The organism is Bartonella raoultii, from assembly GCF_019659805.1.
GTDB classification, from domain to species: domain Bacteria; phylum Pseudomonadota; class Alphaproteobacteria; order Rhizobiales; family Rhizobiaceae; genus Bartonella; species Bartonella raoultii.
On sequence record NZ_JAIFRO010000006.1, the window covers coordinates 81,442 to 104,137 of the forward strand.

17 protein-coding genes and 1 tRNA gene are annotated in these 22,696 nt (G+C 38.3%); 15 read left to right on the plus strand and 3 right to left on the minus strand.

Annotation, left to right across the window (positions count from 1 at the left end):
* Positions 1–85: 85 nt before the first annotated feature.
* From K3248_RS06500 to K3248_RS06560, 13 genes are all read left to right on the plus strand, one after another.
* Positions 86–223 (plus strand): hypothetical protein, encoded by a 138-nt coding sequence (locus tag K3248_RS06500; protein ID WP_220717577.1) that lies wholly within the window; start codon positions 86–88, stop codon positions 221–223.
* Positions 204–1,379 carry an elongation factor Tu gene (gene tuf, locus K3248_RS06505; protein WP_220717578.1) on the plus strand — a complete coding sequence of 392 codons (1,176 nt, stop codon included), beginning with the start codon at positions 204–206 and terminating at the stop codon, positions 1,377–1,379. The genes K3248_RS06500 and tuf overlap by 20 nt, the downstream gene beginning before the upstream one ends.
* Positions 1,380–1,419: 40 nt before the next feature.
* Positions 1,420–1,495 (plus strand) — tRNA-Trp (locus K3248_RS06510).
* 200 nt (positions 1,496–1,695) lie between these two features.
* Complete coding sequence (secE, locus tag K3248_RS06515) at positions 1,696–1,908, plus strand: preprotein translocase subunit SecE (RefSeq protein WP_220717579.1); 213 nt, start codon at positions 1,696–1,698, stop codon at positions 1,906–1,908.
* Between the two features lie 20 nt (positions 1,909–1,928).
* Complete coding sequence (nusG, locus tag K3248_RS06520; RefSeq protein WP_220717580.1) at positions 1,929–2,459, plus strand: transcription termination/antitermination protein NusG; 531 nt, start codon at positions 1,929–1,931, stop codon at positions 2,457–2,459.
* 161 nt (positions 2,460–2,620) lie between these two features.
* Positions 2,621–3,049 (plus strand): 50S ribosomal protein L11, encoded by a 429-nt coding sequence (rplK, locus tag K3248_RS06525; protein ID WP_220717581.1) that lies wholly within the window; start codon positions 2,621–2,623, stop codon positions 3,047–3,049.
* A 4-nt stretch (positions 3,050–3,053) separates the two neighbouring features.
* Entirely contained in the window at positions 3,054–3,752 is a 699-nt protein-coding gene (rplA, locus tag K3248_RS06530) for a 50S ribosomal protein L1 (protein ID WP_220717582.1), read from the plus strand.
* A 349-nt stretch (positions 3,753–4,101) separates the two neighbouring features.
* Positions 4,102–4,620 (plus strand): 50S ribosomal protein L10, encoded by a 519-nt coding sequence (gene rplJ / locus K3248_RS06535; RefSeq protein ID WP_220717583.1) that lies wholly within the window; start codon positions 4,102–4,104, stop codon positions 4,618–4,620.
* 100 nt (positions 4,621–4,720) lie between these two features.
* Entirely contained in the window at positions 4,721–5,092 is a 372-nt protein-coding gene (gene rplL, locus K3248_RS06540; RefSeq protein WP_220717584.1) for a 50S ribosomal protein L7/L12, read from the plus strand.
* Positions 5,093–5,378: 286 nt separating this feature from the next.
* The gene (rpoB, locus tag K3248_RS06545; protein WP_220717585.1) at positions 5,379–9,530 is read left to right on the plus strand and encodes a DNA-directed RNA polymerase subunit beta; all 4,152 of its coding nucleotides are present in this window, start codon (positions 5,379–5,381) and stop codon (positions 9,528–9,530) included.
* A gap of 171 nt (positions 9,531–9,701) precedes the next feature.
* Positions 9,702–13,913: a DNA-directed RNA polymerase subunit beta' gene (gene rpoC, locus K3248_RS06550; RefSeq protein ID WP_220717586.1), complete on the plus strand. Its 4,212-nt coding sequence runs from the start codon at positions 9,702–9,704 to the stop codon at positions 13,911–13,913.
* 825 nt (positions 13,914–14,738) lie between these two features.
* The gene (locus K3248_RS06555) at positions 14,739–15,428 is read left to right on the plus strand and encodes a nitroreductase (RefSeq protein WP_220717587.1); all 690 of its coding nucleotides are present in this window, start codon (positions 14,739–14,741) and stop codon (positions 15,426–15,428) included.
* A 309-nt stretch (positions 15,429–15,737) separates the two neighbouring features.
* The gene (locus K3248_RS06560; protein ID WP_220717588.1) at positions 15,738–17,135 is read left to right on the plus strand and encodes an L-serine ammonia-lyase; all 1,398 of its coding nucleotides are present in this window, start codon (positions 15,738–15,740) and stop codon (positions 17,133–17,135) included.
* Between the two features lie 463 nt (positions 17,136–17,598).
* On the opposite strand, the gene K3248_RS06565 is transcribed toward K3248_RS06560, so the two are convergent.
* Positions 17,599–17,877 (minus strand): hypothetical protein, encoded by a 279-nt coding sequence (locus tag K3248_RS06565; protein ID WP_220717589.1) that lies wholly within the window; start codon positions 17,875–17,877, stop codon positions 17,599–17,601.
* A gap of 31 nt (positions 17,878–17,908) precedes the next feature.
* Positions 17,909–19,264, minus strand: a complete 1,356-nt coding sequence (locus K3248_RS06570) for an SPOR domain-containing protein (RefSeq protein WP_220717590.1) — start codon at positions 19,262–19,264, stop codon at positions 17,909–17,911.
* Positions 19,265–19,507: 243 nt separating this feature from the next.
* Here K3248_RS06570 and clpS point away from each other — a divergent pair, with 243 nt between their 5' ends.
* Both clpS and clpA read left to right on the plus strand, forming a co-directional pair.
* The gene (gene clpS / locus K3248_RS06575) at positions 19,508–19,879 is read left to right on the plus strand and encodes an ATP-dependent Clp protease adapter ClpS (RefSeq protein WP_220717591.1); all 372 of its coding nucleotides are present in this window, start codon (positions 19,508–19,510) and stop codon (positions 19,877–19,879) included.
* A 6-nt stretch (positions 19,880–19,885) separates the two neighbouring features.
* On the plus strand, positions 19,886–22,237 hold the full coding sequence (gene clpA / locus K3248_RS06580) for an ATP-dependent Clp protease ATP-binding subunit ClpA (RefSeq protein ID WP_220717592.1): 2,352 nt from the start codon (positions 19,886–19,888) through the stop codon (positions 22,235–22,237).
* 7 nt (positions 22,238–22,244) lie between these two features.
* Here clpA and K3248_RS06585 read toward each other — a convergent pair whose 3' ends face one another.
* Positions 22,245–22,667: an HIT family protein gene (locus K3248_RS06585; RefSeq protein WP_220717593.1), complete on the minus strand. Its 423-nt coding sequence runs from the start codon at positions 22,665–22,667 to the stop codon at positions 22,245–22,247.
* Positions 22,668–22,696 lie beyond the last annotated feature (29 nt).

Consider the following 22,696-nt stretch of genomic DNA (forward strand, 5'->3'; position numbering starts at 1 on the left):
GAATAGCATCTGTTTTAAAAGAATGGTTGGTGTCAGAAATCTTTGATGATTAGGCAAGTGAGTGTGGTAGAAGGGGCTTGGCATTATGGTGATGGACGGAGTTTTCTGTCTAAATTCTAATGGTTTGGCTAATGAGAAATTCATTTTGCAAGCCTATTTTCCAAGCGCTAACAAAGTAAGAGAAAAACAAGAGATTAGTAGCGATGGCAAAGAGCAAATTTGAACGTACGAAGCCGCATGTTAATATTGGAACGATTGGTCACGTTGATCATGGGAAGACATCTTTAACAGCAGCAATTACGAAGTTTTTTGGTGAATTTAAAGCGTATGACCAAATTGATGCAGCACCTGAAGAGCGTGCGCGTGGGATTACTATTTCTACAGCGCATGTTGAATATGAAACAGAGAAGCGTCACTATGCCCACGTTGATTGTCCTGGTCACGCAGATTATGTGAAAAACATGATCACGGGAGCAGCGCAGATGGACGGAGCGATTTTAGTTGTTTCAGCAGCAGATGGTCCAATGCCCCAGACACGTGAGCATATACTTCTTGCTCGTCAGGTTGGTGTTCCAGCAATTGTTGTTTTTCTTAATAAGGTTGACCAAGTTGATGATGCGGAGCTTTTGGAATTAGTTGAGCTTGAAGTTCGTGAGCTTTTATCAAAATATGATTTTCCAGGAGATGATATACCAATAGTTAAAGGATCAGCGTTGGCTGCTCTTGAAGATAAAGATAAAAGCATAGGAGAAGATGCTGTTCGTCTTTTAATGAGTGAGGTTGATAATTATATACCGACTCCAGAACGCCCTGTTGATCAGCCATTTTTGATGCCGATAGAAGATGTTTTTTCAATTTCTGGTCGTGGAACAGTTGTGACAGGTCGTGTTGAGCGTGGTGTTATTAAAGTTGGGGAAGAAATTGAGATAATTGGTATTCGTCCTACTTCAAAGACGACGGTTACAGGTGTAGAAATGTTCCGTAAGCTCTTGGATCAAGGACAAGCGGGAGATAATATTGGTGCACTTCTTCGTGGTGTTGATAGAGAAGGCATTGAGCGTGGACAGGTTTTAGCCAAGCCTGGTTCTGTTACGCCTCATACCCGTTTTAAAGCAGAAGCCTATATTTTAACGAAAGATGAAGGTGGTCGTCATACGCCGTTTTTTACGAATTACCGTCCTCAATTTTATTTCCGTACAACGGATGTTACAGGGATTGTTACACTTCCAGAAGGTACAGAAATGGTGATGCCTGGTGATAATGTTGCAATGGATGTTTCACTGATAGTTCCAATAGCAATGGAAGAAAAGCTTCGTTTTGCTATTCGCGAAGGTGGTCGTACTGTTGGTGCAGGTATTGTTTCTAAAATCATTGAGTGAATATGGTTGTAGAAGGCGAAGAGTCTTTTATTTTAGAGTTAGGGGTATAGCTCAGTTGGTAGAGCGGCGGTCTCCAAAACCGCAGGTCGCGGGTTCAAGCCCTGCTGCCCCTGCCACAAAGATAAGATTTTAGCCTATAAGGAGGTGGAACTTGAGCTGCCTCCATCCCTTTTTTTATATAGGGCTTGTTTTTTTGTTTATGAAGCTGTATTGAGTAAAGAATGAGAAGGCTGTATAAGGCAAGAGGTTGGCTTTTGCATTTTTCGTGTTTGTTTTTTATATAAGCAATAGAGTTAGAAAGAATATAGTGTGACTGATGGCGTCTAAAATCAATCCAATCACCTTTTTAAAACAGGTTTATACAGAAACAGCGAAAGTAAAATGGCCTACGCGTCGTGAAACAGTAATCTCCACTCTTATGGTGTTGCTTGTGACGGCAGGAGCTTCAGCTTTCTTTTTTGTTGTAGATCAGATTATGCATTTTGGTGTTTGGCAGGGTATTGATCTCCTAAAGTCTCTTTTTAGTTGATAGTGCAAGGAAATGTAACTGTGGCTGCTCGTTGGTATATTGTTCAAGCATATTCAAATTTCGAAAAAAAGGTAGCAGAAGCTATCGAGAAGGAAGCAAAGCAAAAAGGGCTTGACCACTTGTTGGAAAAGATTTTTGTCCCGACAGAGCGTGTTGTTGAAATTCGTCGTGGGCGTAAGGTTGATGCTGAGCGGAAATTTTTTCCTGGTTATATTCTTGTTCGTGCTGATTTGACAGATGATGTTTATCATCTCATTAAAAATACTCCTAAAGTAACAGGTTTTTTAGGATCGGATTCGCGTCCTGTTCCTATTTCTGATAGAGAAGCTGAACAAATTCTTAAACAAGTTCAGGAAGGTGTTGAGTCTCCAAAGTCTTCTGTGTTGTTTGAGGTTGGAGAACAGGTTCGCGTTGCTGATGGTCCTTTTGTTTCGTTTAATGGAGTTGTTCAAGAGGTTGAGGAAGAGCGTTCTCGTCTCAAGGTTGAAGTGCTTATTTTTGGGCGTCCTACGCCTATTGATTTAGAGTTTGGTCAGGTTGAAAAAATCTGATTAAATTTTTGAAGTGGTTTTAATCACTTTAAGTAACTGGTGGGAGGTGATTTATGGCTTTTGTCAGCTTTGAGAATCCGAACCACTATACTGCAAGCAGATAAAAGGCAATATATCAAGGTATGTTGTTAGTTTATCAGTGAAATTAAAGGCAGATTATTATGGCAAAAAAAAGTATAGGTCAGCTCAAATTGCAGGTTCCTGCAGGGGCTGCTACTCCTTCTCCACCGATTGGCCCTGCGCTTGGTCAGCGTGGTATTAATATCATGGAGTTTTGTAAGGCGTTTAATGCGGCTACACAAGAAATGGAAAAGGGATCGCCGATTCCAGTTATAATTACGTATTATCAAGATAAATCTTTTACGTTTTCTTTGAAGACTCCTCCAGTATCCTTTTTCTTAAAAAAGGAAGCAAATTTGAAATCTGGTTCGAAAGAGCCTGGTAAAGTATCGGTAGGAAGCATTTCTCGTGATAAAATTCGGTCAATTGCAGAAGCAAAGATGAAAGATCTTAATGCAAATGATATTGAGGCTGCAATGCGTATGGTTGAAGGTTCAGCTCGCTCTATGGGCTTAGAAGTGGTGGGCTAATGTTATGGGAAAAATAGCGAAAAGAATAAAAAATATCCGCAAAGATATCAATTTTAATGAGCTCTATGCTTTAAATGATGCAGTTCTTATGGTTAAAGAGCGTGCAATTGCTAAGTTTGATGAGACTATTGAAATTTCGATGAATTTAGGTGTTGATCCTCGGCATGCAGATCAAATGGTGCGCGGTGTTGCGCATTTGCCTAATGGAACAGGACGGAATATTCGTGTTGCCGTTTTTGCACGTGGAGATAAAGCTGAAGAAGCAAAAGCTGCTGGTGCTGATATTGTAGGAGCAGAAGATTTATTTGAAAGAATTAATGGTGGGACAATTGATTTTGATCGTTGTATTGCAACGCCAGATATGATGCCTCTTGTCGGCCGTCTTGGGAAGATTCTTGGTCCAAGAAGTTTAATGCCAAATCCGAAAGTTGGGACTGTGACACCTGATGTTGCCAGTGCTGTTAAAGCTTCTAAGGGGGGAGCAGTTGAATTTCGTGTTGAAAAAGCAGGTATTGTACATGCTGGTATCGGTAAGGCTTCTTTCGAGGTTGAGAAGATAGTAGAAAATATTAAAGCTTTTGCAAGTGCTGTTATTAAAGCAAAGCCACAGGGTGCAAAAGGTGAATATATTAAGCGTGTTGCAGTTTCTTCAACTATGGGTGTTGGAATTAAAGTTGATCCTGTAACTGTTCGTTCAGAATAATTTTGTGGGGTATGTGAAGATCAAAATTGTGTTTAAAATGTCGGTTTTTATCGGCGTTGCGTTATCTAAGCTTTATTGAGCTTAGGTTATACCGGAAGAAATTTCCGGAATATCCTGTCCGAGATTGTAGGTGGTACTATTTCGCGTATCTTAATCAAAAAAAACCTACATGAGACTGGGGTTAAGAACTGTAAGTTATAAAAAACTTAGAGGGTTTGAGCCAAGGTTACCTTTGATCGCTATGCGTGAAAAAGGGGACAGGATCCTCATCGGTAGTATAAGTATTTTATGCTATTAAAGGTAACCAACAGGTTTGTTTTTAAATAAATCTGTTAAATGGAGAGAGACAGTGAATAGAACGGAAAAACGCGAATTTGTTACATGGCTGAATGAGGCTTTTCGAAAGTCTGGTTCTGTTATTGTTGCTCATTATTCCGGTCTGACAGTTTCACAGATGAACGAACTTCGTTCGAAAATGGGTGAAGCTGGTGGTGCCGTTAAAGTCGCCAAAAACCGTCTTGCTAAAATTGCTCTTCAGGGCACAGAATCTGAATCAATAGTGAGCTTGTTTACTGGACAGACACTTATTGCATATTCAGAAGATCCAATTACAGCACCAAAAGTTGCTGTTGATTTTGCGAAAAGCAATGACAAATTTGTTATCCTTGGTGGTTCGATGGGTGCAACAAGTTTAGATGTAGATGCTGTGAAGTCTTTGGCTTCATTGCCTTCATTAAATGAGTTGCGGGCAAAGCTTGTAGGTATGATTTCTACCCCTGCTACTCGTATCGCACAGGTTGTTAATGCACCTGCTGGTCAGGTTGCACGTGTCATTGGTGCATATGCTCGGGAGGAAAAGGCGGCCTAAGGCTTTTTACATTCACGTTGATGGAAGAGTTTTGAGACTTTTCTGTTTTTGAATAAGTTCTAAACAATGGTTCAAATCTTTTAATTAAAGGAAATTTAAAATGGCTGATCTAGCGAAGATCGTAGAAGACCTTTCTAATCTAACTGTTTTGGAAGCGGCTGAGCTTTCCAAGTTACTTGAAGAAAAATGGGGCGTTTCAGCTGCTGCTCCTGTTGCTGTTGCTGCTGTTGCTGGCGCTGCTGCTCCAGCTGCTGAAGAAAAAACAGAGTTTGATGTCATTCTGGTTGAAGGTGGCGCTCAAAAGATTAATGTTATTAAGGAAGTGCGTGCTCTTACTGGACTTGGTCTTAAAGAAGCTAAAGATTTGGTTGAAGGAGCGCCAAAGCCTATTAAAGAAGGTGCTTCTAAAGATGAAGCAGAGAAAATTAAATCTCAACTTGAAGCTGCTGGTGCTAAAGTTGAGCTTAAGTAAGCTTGGTTTTATCGGCGAGCATTTATGTTCGCCGATATCTTTGCTTCTAAAAAGAGAGAAGGTGATAAATCAAAATCTTTTCTAAATAGATTAGTTAATTGTAATGGATAGATTTTCCTCCGAGTCCCCTTATTATAAAGCTAAGTAATGAAAGAATATATGTTAGTGGGATAAGTTGACGGTACCTATTTATGAGTGTGAAATAAACTGGTCTGCAAATGCAGGTTAATGACATGAAGCTTTCAAGGTTTAAGGCACCTTGAAGAGTAAAGATCAAGGAGCGGTGATGGCCCAGAATCTAGCAATGACGTCTCAATTCAATGGTCGTAAGCGCGTACGTAAGTTTTTTGGTAAGATTCCTGAAGTTGCAGAAATGCCGAATCTTATTGAAGTGCAAAAAGCGTCATACGATCAATTTCTCATGATAGAGGAACCAAAAGGAGGGCGCCCAGATGAAGGTTTGCAGGCTGTTTTTAAATCGGTATTTCCTATATCAGATTTTTCCGGTACAGCTATGCTCGAGTTTGTTGGTTATGAATTTGATCCACCCAAATTTGATGTTGAAGAATGCCGTCAGCGTGATTTAACTTATGCTGCACCATTAAAAGTAATATTACGTTTAATTGTTTTTGATGTTGATGAAGATACTGGCTCAAAAGATATTAAAGATATTAAGGAGCAAGGCGTTTATATGGGCGATATGCCCTTAATGACGACGAATGGTACCTTTATTGTGAATGGTACGGAACGCGTTATTGTTTCCCAGATGCACCGTTCTCCTGGTGTCTTTTTTGATCATGATAAAGGAAAGTCACATTCATCAGGGAAGTTTTTATTTGCTGCGCGTGTTATTCCTTATCGCGGTTCTTGGCTTGATATTGAATTTGATGCTAAAGATATCATTTATGCACGTATTGATCGGCGACGTAAGATTCCTGTTACGAGTCTTTTGATGGCATTAGGCATGGATGCATCAGATATTTTATCAACTTTTTATAATAAAGTTACTTATAAACGTGATGGGGATGGGTGGCGCACTCCTTATTCTGTTGATCGTTTTAAAGGAATAAAGCTTGTTTCTGATCTTGTAGATGCAGATAGTGGTGAAGTTGTTGTAGAAGCTGGGAAGAAGTTAACAATTCGTACTGCAAAATCCTTGGCAGAAAAAGGTCTGAAAGCAGTTAAGGTTAGTGAGGATGATTTATTAGGATCCTATTTAGCAGAAGATATAGTCAATTATGAAACAGGTGAAATTTATTTGGAAGCTGGTGATGAAATTGACGAAAAAATTTTAAAAACTTTGTTTGATGTTCAAGCTGATCAAATTAATATCCTTGATATTGATCACATGAATATTGGGGCATATATCCGCAATACTTTAAAAGTGGATAAAAATGAAAGTCGACAAGATGCATTGTTTGACATCTATCGGGTAATGCGTCCGGGTGAGCCCCCTACAATGGATACAGCAGAAGCGATGTTCCATTCGTTGTTTTTTGATCCAGAGCGCTATGATCTTTCAGCTGTAGGGCGTGTTAAGATGAATTTGCGTATGGATCTTGATTGCCCAGATACAGTGCGTATTCTGCGGCAAGAAGATATTCTTGCTGTTGTGAAGATGTTGGTTGAATTGCGTGATGGGCGTGGTGAGATTGATGATATTGATAATCTTGGCAATCGTCGCGTTCGTTCCGTTGGAGAGCTGATGGAAAACCAATACCGTATTGGTTTACTTCGTATGGAGCGTGCAATAAAAGAGCGGATGTCATCAGTTGAAATTGATACGGTTATGCCGCAGGATTTAATAAACGCCAAACCTGCCAGTGCAGCGGTTCGTGAGTTTTTTGGATCTTCACAATTATCACAATTTATGGACCAAACCAATCCATTGTCAGAAATTACCCATAAGCGCCGTCTTTCTGCTCTTGGTCCAGGAGGTTTAACCCGTGAGCGTGCAGGTTTTGAAGTTCGTGACGTACATCCTACGCATTATGGTCGTATTTGTCCGATTGAAACGCCGGAAGGTCCTAATATTGGTTTGATTAATTCCTTAGCAACATTTGCGCGAGTTAATAAATATGGTTTTATTGAAAGTCCGTACCGTAAAATCGTTGATGGTAAAGTAACAACGGAAGTTATTTATCTTTCTGCTATGGAAGAATCAAAGCATTATGTAGCGCAGGCTAATTCTTCATTGGATGCTGAAGGGCGTTTTATAGAAGAATTCGTTGTTTGTCGTCATGCAGGCGAGGTTTTGATGGCACCGCGTGATCATGTTGATTTGATGGATGTTTCACCAAAACAGTTGGTTTCAGTTGCAGCTGCTCTTATTCCATTTTTGGAAAATGATGATGCAAATCGTGCGTTGATGGGATCAAATATGCAGCGTCAGGCGGTTCCGCTGGTACGTTCTGAGGCTCCATTTGTTGGTACGGGAATGGAAGCAATCGTGGCGCGCGATTCGGGAGCGGCTGTTGGTGCAAAGCGTGCTGGTATTGTTGATCAGGTTGATGCAACGCGTATAGTTATTCGTGCTACAGAAGATTTAGATCCTTCAAAATCTGGTGTTGATATTTATCGTTTGCAAAAATTTCAGCGTTCCAATCAGTCAACTTGTATTAATCAGCGTCCTCTCGTACATGTAGGTGATCGAGTGGAAAAAGGTGATATCATTGCAGATGGTCCGTCTACGGATCTTGGTGACTTAGCTCTTGGTCGGAATGTTCTCGTAGCGTTTATGCCTTGGAATGGATACAATTACGAGGATTCCATTTTGCTTTCCGAGCGTATTGTTGCCGATGATGTTTTTACTTCGATTCACATTGAGGAATTTGAAGTTGCTGCGCGTGATACAAAACTTGGTCCTGAAGAAATTACGCGTGATATTCCTAATGTTGCAGAAGAAGCATTAAGGAATTTGGATGAAGCTGGTATTATCTATATTGGTGCAGAAGTTCAGCCTGGTGATATTTTGGTTGGTAAAATTACACCAAAAGGTGAAAGTCCTATGACGCCAGAAGAAAAACTTTTGCGTGCAATTTTTGGAGAAAAAGCTTCGGATGTTCGTGATACTTCTATGCGAATGCCTCCTGGGACTTTTGGAACTGTAGTTGAGGTTCGTGTTTTTAATCGCCATGGTGTGGAAAAAGATGAGCGTGCAATGGCAATTGAACGTGAAGAAATTGAACGTTTAGCCAAAGACCGTGATGATGAGCAATCGATTCTTGATCGCAGTGTTTATGCACGTCTTTCCGATATGTTGGCAGGTAAAGTTGCTGTAGAAGGTCCAAAAGGCTTTGTAAAAGGTAAAGAGCTCGACAGTAAGATCATGGGAAATTACCCAAGGTCGCAGTGGTGGCAGTTTTCTTTTGAAGATGAAAAGCTTCAAAATGAAGTTGAGGCTTTGCGTAAACAATATGATGAATCAAAAGAAGCTTTACAACGCCGTTTTATGGATAAAGTGGAAAAGGTCCAAAGGGGCGATGAAATGCCTCCAGGTGTCATGAAAATGGTAAAGGTTTTTGTGGCTGTAAAGCGCAAAATTCAGCCAGGTGATAAAATGGCAGGACGTCACGGTAATAAGGGGGTTGTCTCGCGTATTCTTCCCGTAGAAGATATGCCGTTTCTTGAAGATGGGACTCATGCTGATATTGTGTTAAATCCGCTTGGTGTTCCTAGTCGTATGAATGTTGGTCAAATTCTAGAAACACATCTTGGTTGGGCATGCGCAGGTATGGGTAAGAAAATTGGTGATTTGGTAGAGTTGTATCAGGAGACTGGAGATATTCTTCCATTGCGTCAGCGTATAGAAAATTTGATGCCTGATAATGATCATAATGAGCCAGTACGTCAGTATGATAATGAAAGTCTCTACAAATTAGCGCAACAGATGAAAAAAGGCGTCTCAATTGCAACTCCGGTTTTTGATGGAGCGCATGAAGCTGATATTAATATGATGCTAGAAGATGCGGGATTGGATAGTTCAGGACAGGTTACGCTTTACGATGGTCGTACTGGAGAGCCTTTTGATCGTCCGGTGACTGTTGGTTATATTTACATGTTAAAATTGCATCACCTTGTTGATGATAAGATTCATGCTCGTTCAATAGGGCCATATTCGCTTGTTACGCAGCAGCCATTAGGTGGTAAAGCACAATTTGGTGGTCAGCGTTTTGGTGAAATGGAAGTTTGGGCACTTGAAGCTTACGGTGCGGCATATACTTTGCAAGAAATGCTAACAGTAAAGTCTGATGATGTCGCTGGTAGAACAAAAGTTTATGAAGCAATTGTGCGTGGTGACGATACATTTGAGGCAGGTATACCTGAAAGCTTTAATGTATTAGTAAAAGAAATGCGCTCGCTTGCTCTTAATGTAGAGCTCGATGATGCGCGTGAATTAATTGCTCAACGCGCATTATCTGATACGGCAGAACAATAATTCAAGAAGCGCGCTGGAAAGTGCGCTTTGATGTTCTTGAGAGATTAAAACAAAGAAATGTTTAGCATAGTGCAGATCAGTTTTAAAAATGGAACTAGTTTTTAAAGAAGGTCTATTATAAAATTAATAAGTTATTACAACAGATTCTAAGAATCTTTGAAGGAGAACGGCATGAACCACGAGGTAATGAATCTTTTCAACCCTCAGGCGCCAACGCAAACATTTGACTCTATTCGTATTTCTATTGCGAGCCCTGAGAAGATTTTGTCTTGGTCATATGGTGAAATTAAAAAGCCTGAAACCATTAATTACCGGACATTTAAGCCAGAGCGTGATGGTCTTTTTTGTGCACGTATATTTGGCCCAATCAAAGATTATGAATGTTTATGCGGCAAATATAAGCGCATGAAATATAAGGGTATTATCTGTGAAAAATGTGGTGTAGAAGTTACGCTTTCACGTGTACGTCGTGAGCGAATGGGGCATATTGAACTTGCTGCTCCTGTTGCCCACATTTGGTTTCTTAAATCCTTACCGGGTCGTATTTCTACACTTTTAGACTTAACTTTAAAGGATATTGAACGGGTTCTCTATTTTGAAAATTATATCGTTACAGAACCGGGGTTGACATCTCTTAAGCTTCATCAACTTCTTTCTGAAGAAGAATATATGCTTGCAATTGATGAGTTCGGGGAAGATCAGTTTACAGCCATGATTGGTGCTGAGGCTATTTATGAGCTTTTAGCGAGTATGGAGTTAGAAAAAATTGCTAATGATTTGCGTTCTGAATTAGCTGAAACAACTTCAGAGTTAAAGCAAAAAAAGCTGATTAAACGTCTTAAGATTGTTGAGAATTTTCTTGAATCAGGCAATAAACCTGAATGGATGATTATGAAGACTATTCCGGTTATTCCACCAGATTTGCGTCCATTGGTTCCACTTGATGGTGGGCGTTTTGCAACGTCAGATTTGAACGATTTGTATCGGCGTGTTATAAACCGTAATAACCGTTTGAAACGCTTGATTGAGTTGCGCGCTCCTGGAATTATTGTACGCAATGAAAAGCGTATGGTTCAGGAAGCTGTTGATGCATTGTTTGATAATGGGCGGCGTGGGCGTGTGATTACCGGAGCAAATAAACGTCCACTCAAGTCTCTTTCAGATATGCTAAAGGGTAAGCAAGGGCGTTTTCGTCAGAATTTACTTGGAAAACGTGTTGATTATTCGGGACGTTCCGTTATTGTGACAGGTCCTGAGTTAAAATTACATCAATGTGGTTTGCCTAAAAAGATGGCCCTTGAATTATTTAAGCCATTTATTTATGCACGGCTTGATGCAAAAGGCTTTTCATCAACTGTAAAACAAGCAAAAAAGCTTGTTGAAAAAGAACATCCGGAAGTTTGGGATATCTTAGATGAAGTTATTCGTGAACATCCTGTTTTGCTCAATCGTGCTCCGACATTGCACCGTTTGGGAATTCAAGCTTTTGAACCTGTTTTGATCGAGGGAAAAGCTATACAACTTCATCCATTGGTATGTACCGCCTTTAATGCAGATTTTGATGGTGATCAGATGGCGGTTCATGTTCCTCTTTCTCTAGAAGCACAGCTTGAAGCACGTGTATTGATGATGTCAACCAATAATATCCTTCATCCAGCCAATGGTGCACCCATTATTGTTCCTTCACAGGATATGGTTCTTGGTCTTTATTATCTTTCGATTATTTCTGAAAAAGAACCAGGTGAAGGGATGGCATTTTCCGATATAGGTGAACTTCATCATGCTCTGGAAAATAAAGTTGTAACTTTGCACACCAAGATCAAAGGTCGTGTTAACAATGTGGGTAAGGATGGAAAAGAGTTTTCTAAACTTTATGATACGACTCCTGGTCGTTTAATTATTGGAGAACTTTTGCCTAAAAATCCGAATATTCCATTTGATATTGTCAATCAGGAAATGACGAAAAAGAATATTTCTAAAATGATTGATCAAGTTTATCGGCATTGCGGACAAAAAGAGACGGTTATTTTTTGTGATCGCATTATGCAACTTGGTTTTTCTTATGCTTGTCGTGCGGGAATTTCATTTGGTAAAGATGATATGGTTATCCCTGATAGCAAGTCGCGCTTGGTTGCAGAAACAGAGGCCTTGGCTAAAGAATATGAACAACAATATAATGATGGTTTAATTACGCAAGGTGAAAAATATAATAAGGTCGTTGATGCTTGGGGAAAATGTACAGATCGTGTTGCAGATGAAATGATGAAACGCATTCAAGCTGTCGAATTTGATCCTAAAACAGGCCGTCAACGTCCTATGAATTCGATCTATATGATGTCGCATTCTGGAGCACGTGGTTCAGCCAATCAGATGAAGCAGTTAGCTGGTATGCGTGGATTAATGGCAAAGCCATCAGGTGAAATTATTGAGACACCAATTATTTCAAATTTTAAAGAAGGTCTAACCGTTAATGAATACTTCAATTCAACGCATGGTGCACGTAAAGGACTTGCTGATACTGCATTAAAAACTGCTAACTCTGGTTATCTTACACGGCGTCTTGTTGATGTTGCACAGGATGCTATTATTTCAGCAGTAGATTGTGGTACGGCAAAAGGCCTTACTATGCAGCCAATTGTTGATGCAGGGCAAATTGTTGCCTCCCTTGGGCAAAGAATTCTTGGTCGTACAGCACTTGTTGATATTTTAGATCCAGTTTCTGGAGAAGTTATTCTTGAAGGTGGAGCTATGATTGAAGAGGCTGATGTTGCTAAAATTGAAGAAGCTGGAATTCAATCTGTGCAAATCCGTTCTGCTTTGACATGCGAAACACGCCTTGGTGTTTGTGCCAAATGCTATGGTCGTGATTTAGCACGTGGAACACCTGTTAATCAGGGAGAAGCAGTTGGTGTTATTGCTGCTCAGTCTATTGGTGAACCAGGAACACAGCTTACTATGCGTACTTTCCACTTAGGAGGAACAGCGCAGGTTGTTGATTCCTCACATTTAGAAGCTTCCTATGATGGTATAGTAGAAATCCGTAATCGCAATATCGTTCGCAATTCTGAAGGGCAGTTGGTGGTTATGGGACGCAATATGGCTATTCTTATCAAGGATGAGTCTGGAAAAGAGCGCGTTGTGCATCGAGTTAGTTATGGTGCACATATTTTTGTTGATGATGGTGATATGGTTAAATGTGGTCAACGTATAGCAGAGTGGGATCCTTATACACGTCCTATTTTGACTGAAGTTGAGGGGTATGTAGGTTTTGAAGATATGATCGATGGTTTATCGGTTACTGAAACAGCTGATGAATCTACGGGTATTACAAAGCGTTTGGTAATTGATTGGCGTGCTAATCCACGTGGTGCCGATTTAAAACCAGCTATCATTATTCATGCGGATAAAAAAGGTGAAAGCATTGCCAAACTTTATAAGGGAGGTGAAGCGCGGTACATGATGTCAGTAGAAACCATTCTTTCTGTTGAGCCTGGTGCTCATGTTAAGGCAGGAGATGTTATTGCGCGCTTACCAATGGAAAGTGCTAAGACAAAAGATATTACGGGTGGTCTACCACGTGTTGCAGAGCTTTTTGAAGCACGGCGTCCCAAAGATCATGCAATCATTGCCGAAGTCAGTGGTACAATTCGCTTCGGTCGTGGTTATAAAAACAAGCGCCGTATTATCATTGAGCCCAATGATGAAACTCTTGAATCTGTAGAATATTTAATTCCAAAGGGTAAATTATTTCATTTTCAAGAAGGCGATCAAATTGAAAAGGGTGATTATATCCTTGATGGTAATCCAGCTCCTCATGATATCTTGGCAATTAAGGGTGTTGAAGCTTTGGCATCTTATCTTGTTAATGAAATTCAAGAAGTTTATCGTTTGCAGGGTGTTCTCATTAATGACAAACATATTGAAGTGATTGTTCGTCAGATGTTGCAAAAAGTTGAAATTACTGAATCAGGGGATTCTGGTTATATTCCAGGTGATAATGTTGATCGCATTGAATTAGATGAAATTAATGATAATCTCATTGCCGAAGGAAAAAAACCAGCATCGGGTAATCCTATTCTTCTTGGGATTACAAAGGCATCTCTTCAAACACCTTCCTTTATTTCAGCCGCATCATTTCAGGAAACAACACGGGTACTCACGGAAGCTGCGGTTTCTGGAAAGATTGATACTTTGCAAGGCCTTAAAGAAAATGTTATTGTCGGTCGTCTTATCCCTGCAGGTACAGGGGGGACGATTGCCCAAATTCGCCGTATTGCTGCTGTACGCGATGATTTGATTGTTGATGAGCGCCGTAAATCTAGTAATAATGAAGCGGCTAAGGCTATGTTAACAAATATGAGAACTGAAGCAGCAGCTGAATAGTTTAGATTTTTAGAATAAGTCATATAAAAACGTCTGAATGTTACATTCAGACGTTTTACTAGGATATTCAGTAAAAACTAAAGCGATATCATAACTTATGATAAAATATTTTTTCTGTAAAATAATGCTTGTATAAAGATTTATATTTTTTATATAAAAATGCAGGACAGTAGAGAATAAACATTAACTAAATTTATAAAAAATAGATAGATTTTTGATAAAAGAATAAGCAAATATAAAGAGATATTATTCAATTGCCTAATTAACAAAAAAATCAAAAACTGCTTGGATTTTTGTGTTCTTATAAAGAAGAAGGATTTCTTAGGCATTAGTGTAGTAGCGTACATTTTGATATAAGAATACATCATCATAAATTAAAATAAATTTTTAAAAGAGTTAAATTTTCTTTCTTAGAAAGATCTGATATGTTGATGATGTGGCTGGTAAACCACCTCATGATAATAAAAAGCTTAAGAAAATAATTATAGGAGTTTATAAAACAGCCTATTTTGCGATAGATGTAGCAAAATATTGATGAGATTTTGTATGATTTAGAACATATTGCGAAGGCTTTTAAAAGTTTAGCGAATTGGGAGTTAACTATTAATTTTAGAGTTTATTTTCTCATTTTCGGTGTGTTTCTTATTCATAAATAAAGAAAAGCTGTATTATTCTTTAATAAGAGGCATTGATAGGCTATAAAACCTATAAGTTATTCAAAGTTTTACTGGAAATAAAGGGAGTGCGAAACTGTTTTCGCAGAATATTGGCTTTGAATGCGTATATAATGATATCCAAATTCATCTTTGAAAGAGAAAGTAAAAAATGACAGTTTCTCCTAATGATATTTTTCAATCTATTTTATCGCGAAAATCAATTCGCGCTTTTACTGATCAACCGGTTAGACAAGAAACAATTAAAGAAATTTTAAAACTTGCGGCTCGTGCTCCTTCTGGGACAAATATTCAGCCGTGGCAAGTGATTGTTCTTACGGGTAGTGTGTTACAAAAGGTAGGACAAGAACTTTCACAACTTGTACTTTCAGGTGTAAAAGGAGAGCGTGAATATCATTATTATCCGCGTCAGTGGCGTGAACCTTATCTTTCAAGACGTAGAAAAGTTGGTTTGGATCTTTATAAAAGTCTTGGAATTCAGAAAGGTGATAAAGAAAAAATGCTTCATCAACAAGCGCGCAATTTTTTATTTTTTGGTGCGCCGGTAGGGCTTTTATTCACAATGGATAATGATATGGAAGTAGGAAGTTGGCTTGATTTAGGCATGTTTATGCAGACCATTATGTTAGCAGCACGTGGGTTTGGATTAGATACATGTCCTCAAGCTGCTTTTGCCGATTATCACCAACAAATACGTACACTTTTATCAGTTCCTTCTGATCGGCATATTATTTGCGGAATGGCTCTTGGCTATCGTGATGTGAAAGCACCAGAAAACAACTTTGAAACGGAACGTGAATCCGTTGAAAATTTTGTACGCTTTATTTCATCTTGTCCATAGGATATTCGTTATTGGATAAATTTTATGTTTTTTGCGTATTAAAATAAAAATCTTCAGTGAGAATCTCCATTTTAATATTGCATGTTAACATTTATTTTACTACGTTTGGAATAGTAATAAAAATGATTATCAATTTATGAAGGTTGCCTATGGAAAGCGCTATAGAAAGAAAGTGTTGGATGGTAGCAAGACGAGCGACGTTCGTATTTATTTCTGTCATTTTTTTGGTTTACCTTACAGTTTGATTTTAAAGAGGACAAAAGCAATAAAAAGTGTATACTCGAACTATAATTAGTTTTGAGGTGGTACGTGTTTTTATCTGTTTTTGAGCTTTTTAAAATTGGTATTGGTCCTTCTAGTTCACATACAATGGGACCAATGACAGCTGCTAATATGTTTTTGCAAGAGATTCTTGCACAAAAAAAATCACAGTCATCTGTTGGCGAAGTTTCTCATATACGTGTTTATCTTCATGGCTCTTTGGCTTTTACAGGAGTGGGACATGCTACAGATAAGGCGGTTATGTTAGGGCTTTTAGGAGAGGAGGCTTCTACGATAGATCCTGATTGTATGAAGTCCTTACTAGAAAAGGTTACACGTGAGAAAAAAGTGCAACCAAAGGGACATCCTGCTTATCTGTTTGATTCAAAAACTGATCTTATCTTTGAGCGAAAGAAAGTTCTCCCTGGACATGCTAATGGGCTGGCATTTGAAGGGCTTGATGCCAATAAAAATATTTTGTTGCGGCAGATTTATTATTCTATCGGTGGGGGATTTGTTGTGACTGAGGATGAATTAAGCCAGATGAATACTAAGACAGAAACAGAAATGGAGAAGGTTCCATATCCTTTTAACTCCGCACGTGAAATGTTATCAATGGCAAAAAAATCAGGACTTTCCATTGCTGAAATGAAGCGTATAAATGAAGAAACTAAGATGGAACGTTCTGTTCTTGATAGGGGGCTTGATAAAATTTTTTCAGCTATGACAAGTTGTATTGATAGGGGACTTTCACAAGAAGGTGTGTTGCCAGGTGGGTTGCATGTTTTGAGGCGTGCCAAAAAGCTACATGAAACCCTTTTAGAAAATCGAAAGAAAAATCATAATTATCCACTTTTAGCAAATGATTGGCTTTCTGTATATGCTATGGCTGTTAATGAGGAGAATGCAGCCGGTGGTCGTGTTGTTACAGCACCAACAAATGGTGCAGCTGGTGTTGTGCCGGCAGTTTTGCGTTACTATCTTCAGTTTAATGATGCTTCAGATCGAGAAGGAATACATAATTTTTTATTAACGGCAGCAGCTATCGGTGGTGTTATTAAACATAATGCTTCTATTTCTGGCGCAGAAGTTGGTTGTCAAGGTGAAGTTGGAGCAGCATCTTCAATGGCAGCAGCGGGATTAACCGCAGCATTAGGGGGGACACCGGCTCAAATTGAGAATGCAGCAGAGATTGCACTTGAGCACCATTTGGGAATGACCTGTGATCCAGTTGCTGGTCTTGTACAAGTCCCTTGTATTGAGCGTAATGCAATGGGAGCAGTTAAGGCTGTAACGGCTTCTTCTCTTGCTCTGTATGGTAATGGAGATCATTTTGTTTCTCTTGATGCTTGTATAGAAACAATGCGCCAAACAGGACAAGATATGAGTGAACGCTATAAGGAAACAAGTCAAGGTGGTTTAGCAGTTAATGCAATATCTTGTTAATGTACAAAAATGTTTCATCTGGATAAATTCTTTACGGGGTATTTATCGATGAGGATTTATATGTTCAAATTATTTTGTGTATTTTTAAAATATAATTTTAGAAAAAAGATTTAAGCAATTTTGTATAATGCTTTTGTTGTTTAAGGGGGAAAGCGACGAAGATTTTCTTCACAAGATTACTTACGCTTATATTTAAGAGGGGAAGTATATATATGATAAAGCACATTTATTATTATGAATTGTTACTAATAACAATCTTGGGTATGTGATCATCAAAACGAGATAATATACACAATTTACGGTATCTTGAAAAGAACAGCTAAAGACATTTATTGAAGAATTTAAATAAAAAGTTATACTACCATTCTTATAGATTTAAGAAAAATGTATACTTATTATTGAGTTTTCAAAGTTTTATAGGCAATATATAAATATTTTTACTCGCAGAAGAATTTTTGTAAAATTAGACATTTGTTGCACCAAGACGAATTTTAATAGGTACATTACCGGTTTGGCTTGCAACGCGTAAATGAATACGCACAGGAGGCATAAGAAGACGGCGATTTCGTGTTGTTTGGCAAATCAAAAGATTGACAAGAGATTGGGTATCTAAAGTCGCAGGAGTATATTTTAAGTTTGCAAGTTTTGCCGTAGAATCATGAAAAGAACGCAGTGAGAGGAGGGGTAACTGCTTCAATAATTTTTCTTTTTCAGGAGATGAAGCAAGAGCATTATCTGTCATGATACTATCCTAACGCAAAATTCAAAAACTTTTAATAAGCTACAGTATAGCAGTTAAAATTTGCTTTCTTTAATGTGGAACAAGCATTGAATGCAGCTTTTTTTGATTGAAAACCTATAAAGCGTGCACGATAATAACGGCGTCCACTTTTTTCAAATAGTTGCATATGTGAAGAGGCATGTTTTAAAGAAGAATATGCTGTATTCTTTGCTTTTAAAAGAAGAGTTTTTGCCTGTTCTTTACTGGGAAGAGAGCCAATTTGAACGGCCCATTGGGTATTTGTAGAGAGAGAGGCTGTAAGAATTTTATTTGTTTGAACAGAGATATCTTTTTGGGGATTTGGGATTGGTATAATCGCTTGGTTGACAGCAGCTATTGCTGTATTGGAATCTCTGGGTTCTTCTGCAAATGCTGTTAACATAGTAGAAATTTCATCATCAAAATCGGTTGGATCTGCTTTAACGGCTGGTATGGGAATATTAGCACCAGTAGGTAAGCTGTAGTGTGCAGAGGCTATTAAATGTTCATGACTCTTCATACGGCTCGCTTGTGGCAAATATTTGTTTAATAATTTTGTCATATGTTGATCACGTGCGGTAGCTGATTTGCCTCCCATAACAACAGCAACAATAGAGCGTCCTTCAAGGCGCATGGAGGTTGCTAAATTCGAGCCGGACATTTGTGTATAGCCTGTTTTAATTCCATCAACGCCTTTCATAATTTTAACGAGTTTATTATGGCTATTAATAGTATGTCCGTGGAAAATAAAACTTTTTATTTTGAATAGTTTGTACTGTTTTGGAAAATGTTTACGCAGAGCTAATGCTAAAATAGCCATATCTCGTGCAGTGGAATAATTATGTACATCTGGAAGTCCTGAAGCATTTGCAAAATGTGTATGTAACATACCAAGTTTACGAGCTTTAGCTGTCATTATTCGCGCAAATTTTTTTTCATTTCCACCAAGATATTCAGCAATGGCACTTGCAACATCATTGGCTGATCTTGTAATAAGCGCTTTAGCTGCTGCTTCTACAGAAATTGTTTGGCCAGCTTTAAAGCCAATTTTTGTTGGGGGACGTGTTGCAGCATAATGTGAGACAGGAATTGGTGTATTTGGTGTCACACGACGCATATTCATCGCTTCAAAAAGTATGAATAGAGTCATCATTTTTGTCAAAGAAGCAGGATAACGTTTTAGTGATGCATTGGCTTGGAATAAAGTTTTTCCTGTATTTGCATCTATAACAATAGCAGCATACTTATCAGGATATGCTTCTTGAGGAGTAGTAGATGCCCAAGAGGAAGCATAAGAAAGGGATAAAACAACAAAAGAAATTGCTATCTTTTTATAAAAACGTATAATTTTAAAGCAGTTAATATACACTTGCAGTATCCTATTTCTCCATTAGCCTTTTAAATACTGTAAAGCTCCTTTGTTCTAAAGCTTATGAATATAATTTAGATTAATGATATTACTAATTTGTTTACAGAAATTATTTTGTGGTTTTTCATATTTGACCTAATCTAACCATATAAAAAAGTTTTCTTCTTTTTTATACAAACTGGTATTGTAATAGTTACAAAAGAACTTAAGATTAACAAAGAATGTGCTGCACAGGAAACGATGATGGTACAGAAGCTCACAATAAACCCCATAGTCCCTATTATGCACAATAAAAAGGGCAATAATTGGGATGAAAAGAGATATAACTCTACTATAATACCTAAAATGAGTTCCAAATTGCGCAAGCCTAAGCTTTATCGCGTATTTTTACTTAATGATGATTATACACCGATGGATTTCGTTGTTTTTGTTTTGCAGAGTTTTTTTAAAAAAAGTTTCGGAGAAGCAACGCGTATTATGTTAAATATTCATCATGTTGGGGTAGGAGAATGTGGAATTTATAGTTATGAAGTTGCTGAAATGAAAGTAATGCAAGTGAGGGAATGCGCACATCAAAATGAACATCCGTTACAATGTGTAATGGAATGGAAGTGAGGGATTATGCCATCTTTTACACCTAGTTTGGAAGAAGTGTTGCATCGCGCTTTAACGATTGCTACTCAAGAACGGCATGAATATGCAACATTAGAACATCTGCTTCTTGCTCTATTAGATGATGTGGATGCAAATTCAGTTATTCGCGCTTGTCAAGTAGATGTAGAAGAGTTACGAGAACGTTTAACAAATTATATCCAGTCAGAATTAGATGCACAAATTAAAACGAATGAGGATACAAAACCGACGACATTTTTTCAGCGGGTTATCCAACGTGCTGTCATTCATGCCCAATCAGCTGGAAAAGACGAGGTTTCTGGAGCAAATGTTCTTGTTGCGATTTTTTCTGAACGAGAAAGTCATGCGGCCTATTTTCTTCAAGAGATGGGAATGACACGCTATGATGCTGTACGTTTTATTTCACATGGTATCACACATGATGATGGATTATCTATGTTGCTTGAGGGGCTGGAAGAGCAATTAGATCAGCAAGTTTCGGATCATGGTGAAAAGATAATTAGTGCACTGACTGCTTATTGTGTTGACCTTAACTGTAAAGCGCGCAATGGAAAAATTGATTTATTAATTGGTCGTGAAAAAGAAGTTTCACGCATGATTCAAGTTTTATGCCGAAGATCAAAAAATAATCCACTGTTAGTTGGAGATCCTGGAGTTGGAAAAACTGCGATCATTGAAGGGTTGGCAAAACGTATTGTTGATGGGCAAGTACCTGAAGTGTTATCAAATGTAACGATATTTTCTCTTGATATGGGGGGGCTTGTTGCCGGTACACGCTATCGTGGTGACTTTGAAGAACGGCTAAAGCAAATTATTAAAGAATTTGAACAGTATCCAAATGCCATTTTATTTATTGATGAAATTCATACATTGATCGGGGCAGGGGCTACATTGGGGAGCAATATGGATGCGGCAAATCTTTTGAAACCTGCATTATCCTCCGGAACTATTCGATGTATTGGTTCGACAACTTATAGAGAATATCGTAAAGTTTTTGAACAAGATAGGGCTTTAGAGCGCCGTTTTCAAAAAATTGATATTAATGAGCCTTCCATTACCGATGCAATTCAAATTTTACAGGGATTGAAGCCTTACTTTGAGACTTTTCATCAAATTAAATATACCGATGAGGCCATGAAAGCATCTGTAGAATTATCCTCACGTTATATGATTGATCGTCGATTACCTGATAAAGCAATTGATGTTGTTGATGAAAGTGGAGCAGCACAAAAGCTTTTGCCAAAAAAACAACGAAAAAAAAGTATAGGTGTTAAAGAAATTGAAGCGACTGTTGCGACTATGGCAAGGATTCCACCCAAAACAGTTTCTAGAAATGATCAAAAAGTGCTTAGCAAACTTGAAAGAGAACTCAAGCATGTTGTTTATGGACAAGATCAAGCAATTGCAGCATTGGTATCATCCATTAAATTGGCGCGAGCAGGATTACGAGAATCAGATAAACCAATAGGAAATTATTTATTTTCAGGCCCCACAGGTGTAGGAAAAACGGAAGTTGCAAAACAGCTTGCCTCCTCTTTAGGTGTTAAACTTTTGCGTTTTGATATGTCAGAATATATGGAGCGGCATACAGTATCGCGCTTAATTGGGGCTCCTCCAGGTTATATAGGATTTGATCAAGGAGGGCTTCTTACAGATGCGGTTGATCAGAGTCCTCATGCCATTTTATTGCTAGATGAGATTGAGAAAGCACATCCAGAGTTATTTAATATTTTATTACAAGTTATGGATTATGGAAAGTTAACAGATCATAACGGTAAAAAAGTTGATTTTCGAAATATTATTTTAATTATGACAACCAATGCTGGTGCTTCAGATATGGCAAAGCCAGCTATAGGGTTTGGTAAAGTGCATCGTGATGGTGATGACGTAGAAGCGATCAATCGAATCTTTACACCAGAGTTTCGTAATCGGTTAGATGCTATCATTCCGTTTGCACCGTTATCTCAGTTAAGCATTCACCATATTATACAGAAATTTATTTTTCAGCTTGAAGTACAACTTGCTGATCGGAAAATTTGTTTTGAATTAAGTCCTACTGCGATGGCTTGGCTTGCCAATAAAGGATATGATTCCCAGATGGGAGCACGTCCGTTAGGTCGTGTTATACAAGAATATATTAAGAAACCATTAGCTGATGAAATTCTATTTGGAAAGTTACGTAATGGCGGCATGGTTTACGTATCAACATCAAAGCTCAATGGGGAAAAAGAAAGGTTACAGCTAAAAGTTTCATCTTCTAATATGTCTGTTAGTTCAAAAAAAAGTAAAACGACACATTTTTCAAAAAAACGTGTCGGAAAGAAAAGCTCAACAACTTGAAAGTATTTTAAAGGGCGGCACGAATTTTTTCTGCGTTCTCTTCAAGTATATTGGCAGGTGTTATAACATTGTTATGGCGTGTAAGCTCTACTCCTTCCATACGTGGTATGATATGAAAGTGAAGATGATATACGGTTTGTTGACTGGCTGCTTCATTAAATTGCATGATTGTTATACCATCTGCTTGAAAAGCTTTTTTTACAGCATTGGCAATTTTTTGGACAGCTTTGATAACTGAACATAATGTTTCAGGATTTGCATCTAAAAGATTCCGAGAGCCTTTTCGCGGGATAACCAGCGTGTGTCCTGGTGCTTGTGGCATGATATCCATAAATGCAATGACATCATCATCTTCATAAACACGAACAGAAGGGATTTCATTGCGAATCAATTTAGCAAAAATATTATTGTCATCATAGAGTTGCTTCATGATAATGTTTCCTTTTATGGGGGTTCAAA

What these genes read in the sequence shown, in the direction of transcription:
- K3248_RS06500 (WP_220717577.1), top strand. Translation starts at nt 86, where the DNA reads ATGGTGATGGACGGAGTTTTCTGTCTAAATTCTAATGGTTTGGCTAAT.
- tuf (WP_220717578.1), top strand. Translation starts at nt 204, where the DNA reads ATGGCAAAGAGCAAATTTGAACGTACGAAGCCGCATGTTAATATTGGA.
- secE (WP_220717579.1), top strand. Translation starts at nt 1,696, where the DNA reads ATGGCGTCTAAAATCAATCCAATCACCTTTTTAAAACAGGTTTATACA.
- rplK (WP_220717581.1), top strand. Translation starts at nt 2,621, where the DNA reads ATGGCAAAAAAAAGTATAGGTCAGCTCAAATTGCAGGTTCCTGCAGGG.
- rplA (WP_220717582.1), top strand. Translation starts at nt 3,054, where the DNA reads ATGGGAAAAATAGCGAAAAGAATAAAAAATATCCGCAAAGATATCAAT.
- rplL (WP_220717584.1), top strand. Translation starts at nt 4,721, where the DNA reads ATGGCTGATCTAGCGAAGATCGTAGAAGACCTTTCTAATCTAACTGTT.
- rpoB (WP_220717585.1), top strand. Translation starts at nt 5,379, where the DNA reads ATGGCCCAGAATCTAGCAATGACGTCTCAATTCAATGGTCGTAAGCGC.
- rpoC (WP_220717586.1), top strand. Translation starts at nt 9,702, where the DNA reads ATGAACCACGAGGTAATGAATCTTTTCAACCCTCAGGCGCCAACGCAA.
- K3248_RS06555 (WP_220717587.1), top strand. Translation starts at nt 14,739, where the DNA reads ATGACAGTTTCTCCTAATGATATTTTTCAATCTATTTTATCGCGAAAA.
- K3248_RS06565 (WP_220717589.1), bottom strand. Translation starts at nt 17,877, where the DNA reads ATGACAGATAATGCTCTTGCTTCATCTCCTGAAAAAGAAAAATTATTG.
- clpS (WP_220717591.1), top strand. Translation starts at nt 19,508, where the DNA reads ATGGTACAGAAGCTCACAATAAACCCCATAGTCCCTATTATGCACAAT.
- clpA (WP_220717592.1), top strand. Translation starts at nt 19,886, where the DNA reads ATGCCATCTTTTACACCTAGTTTGGAAGAAGTGTTGCATCGCGCTTTA.
- K3248_RS06585 (WP_220717593.1), bottom strand. Translation starts at nt 22,667, where the DNA reads ATGAAGCAACTCTATGATGACAATAATATTTTTGCTAAATTGATTCGC.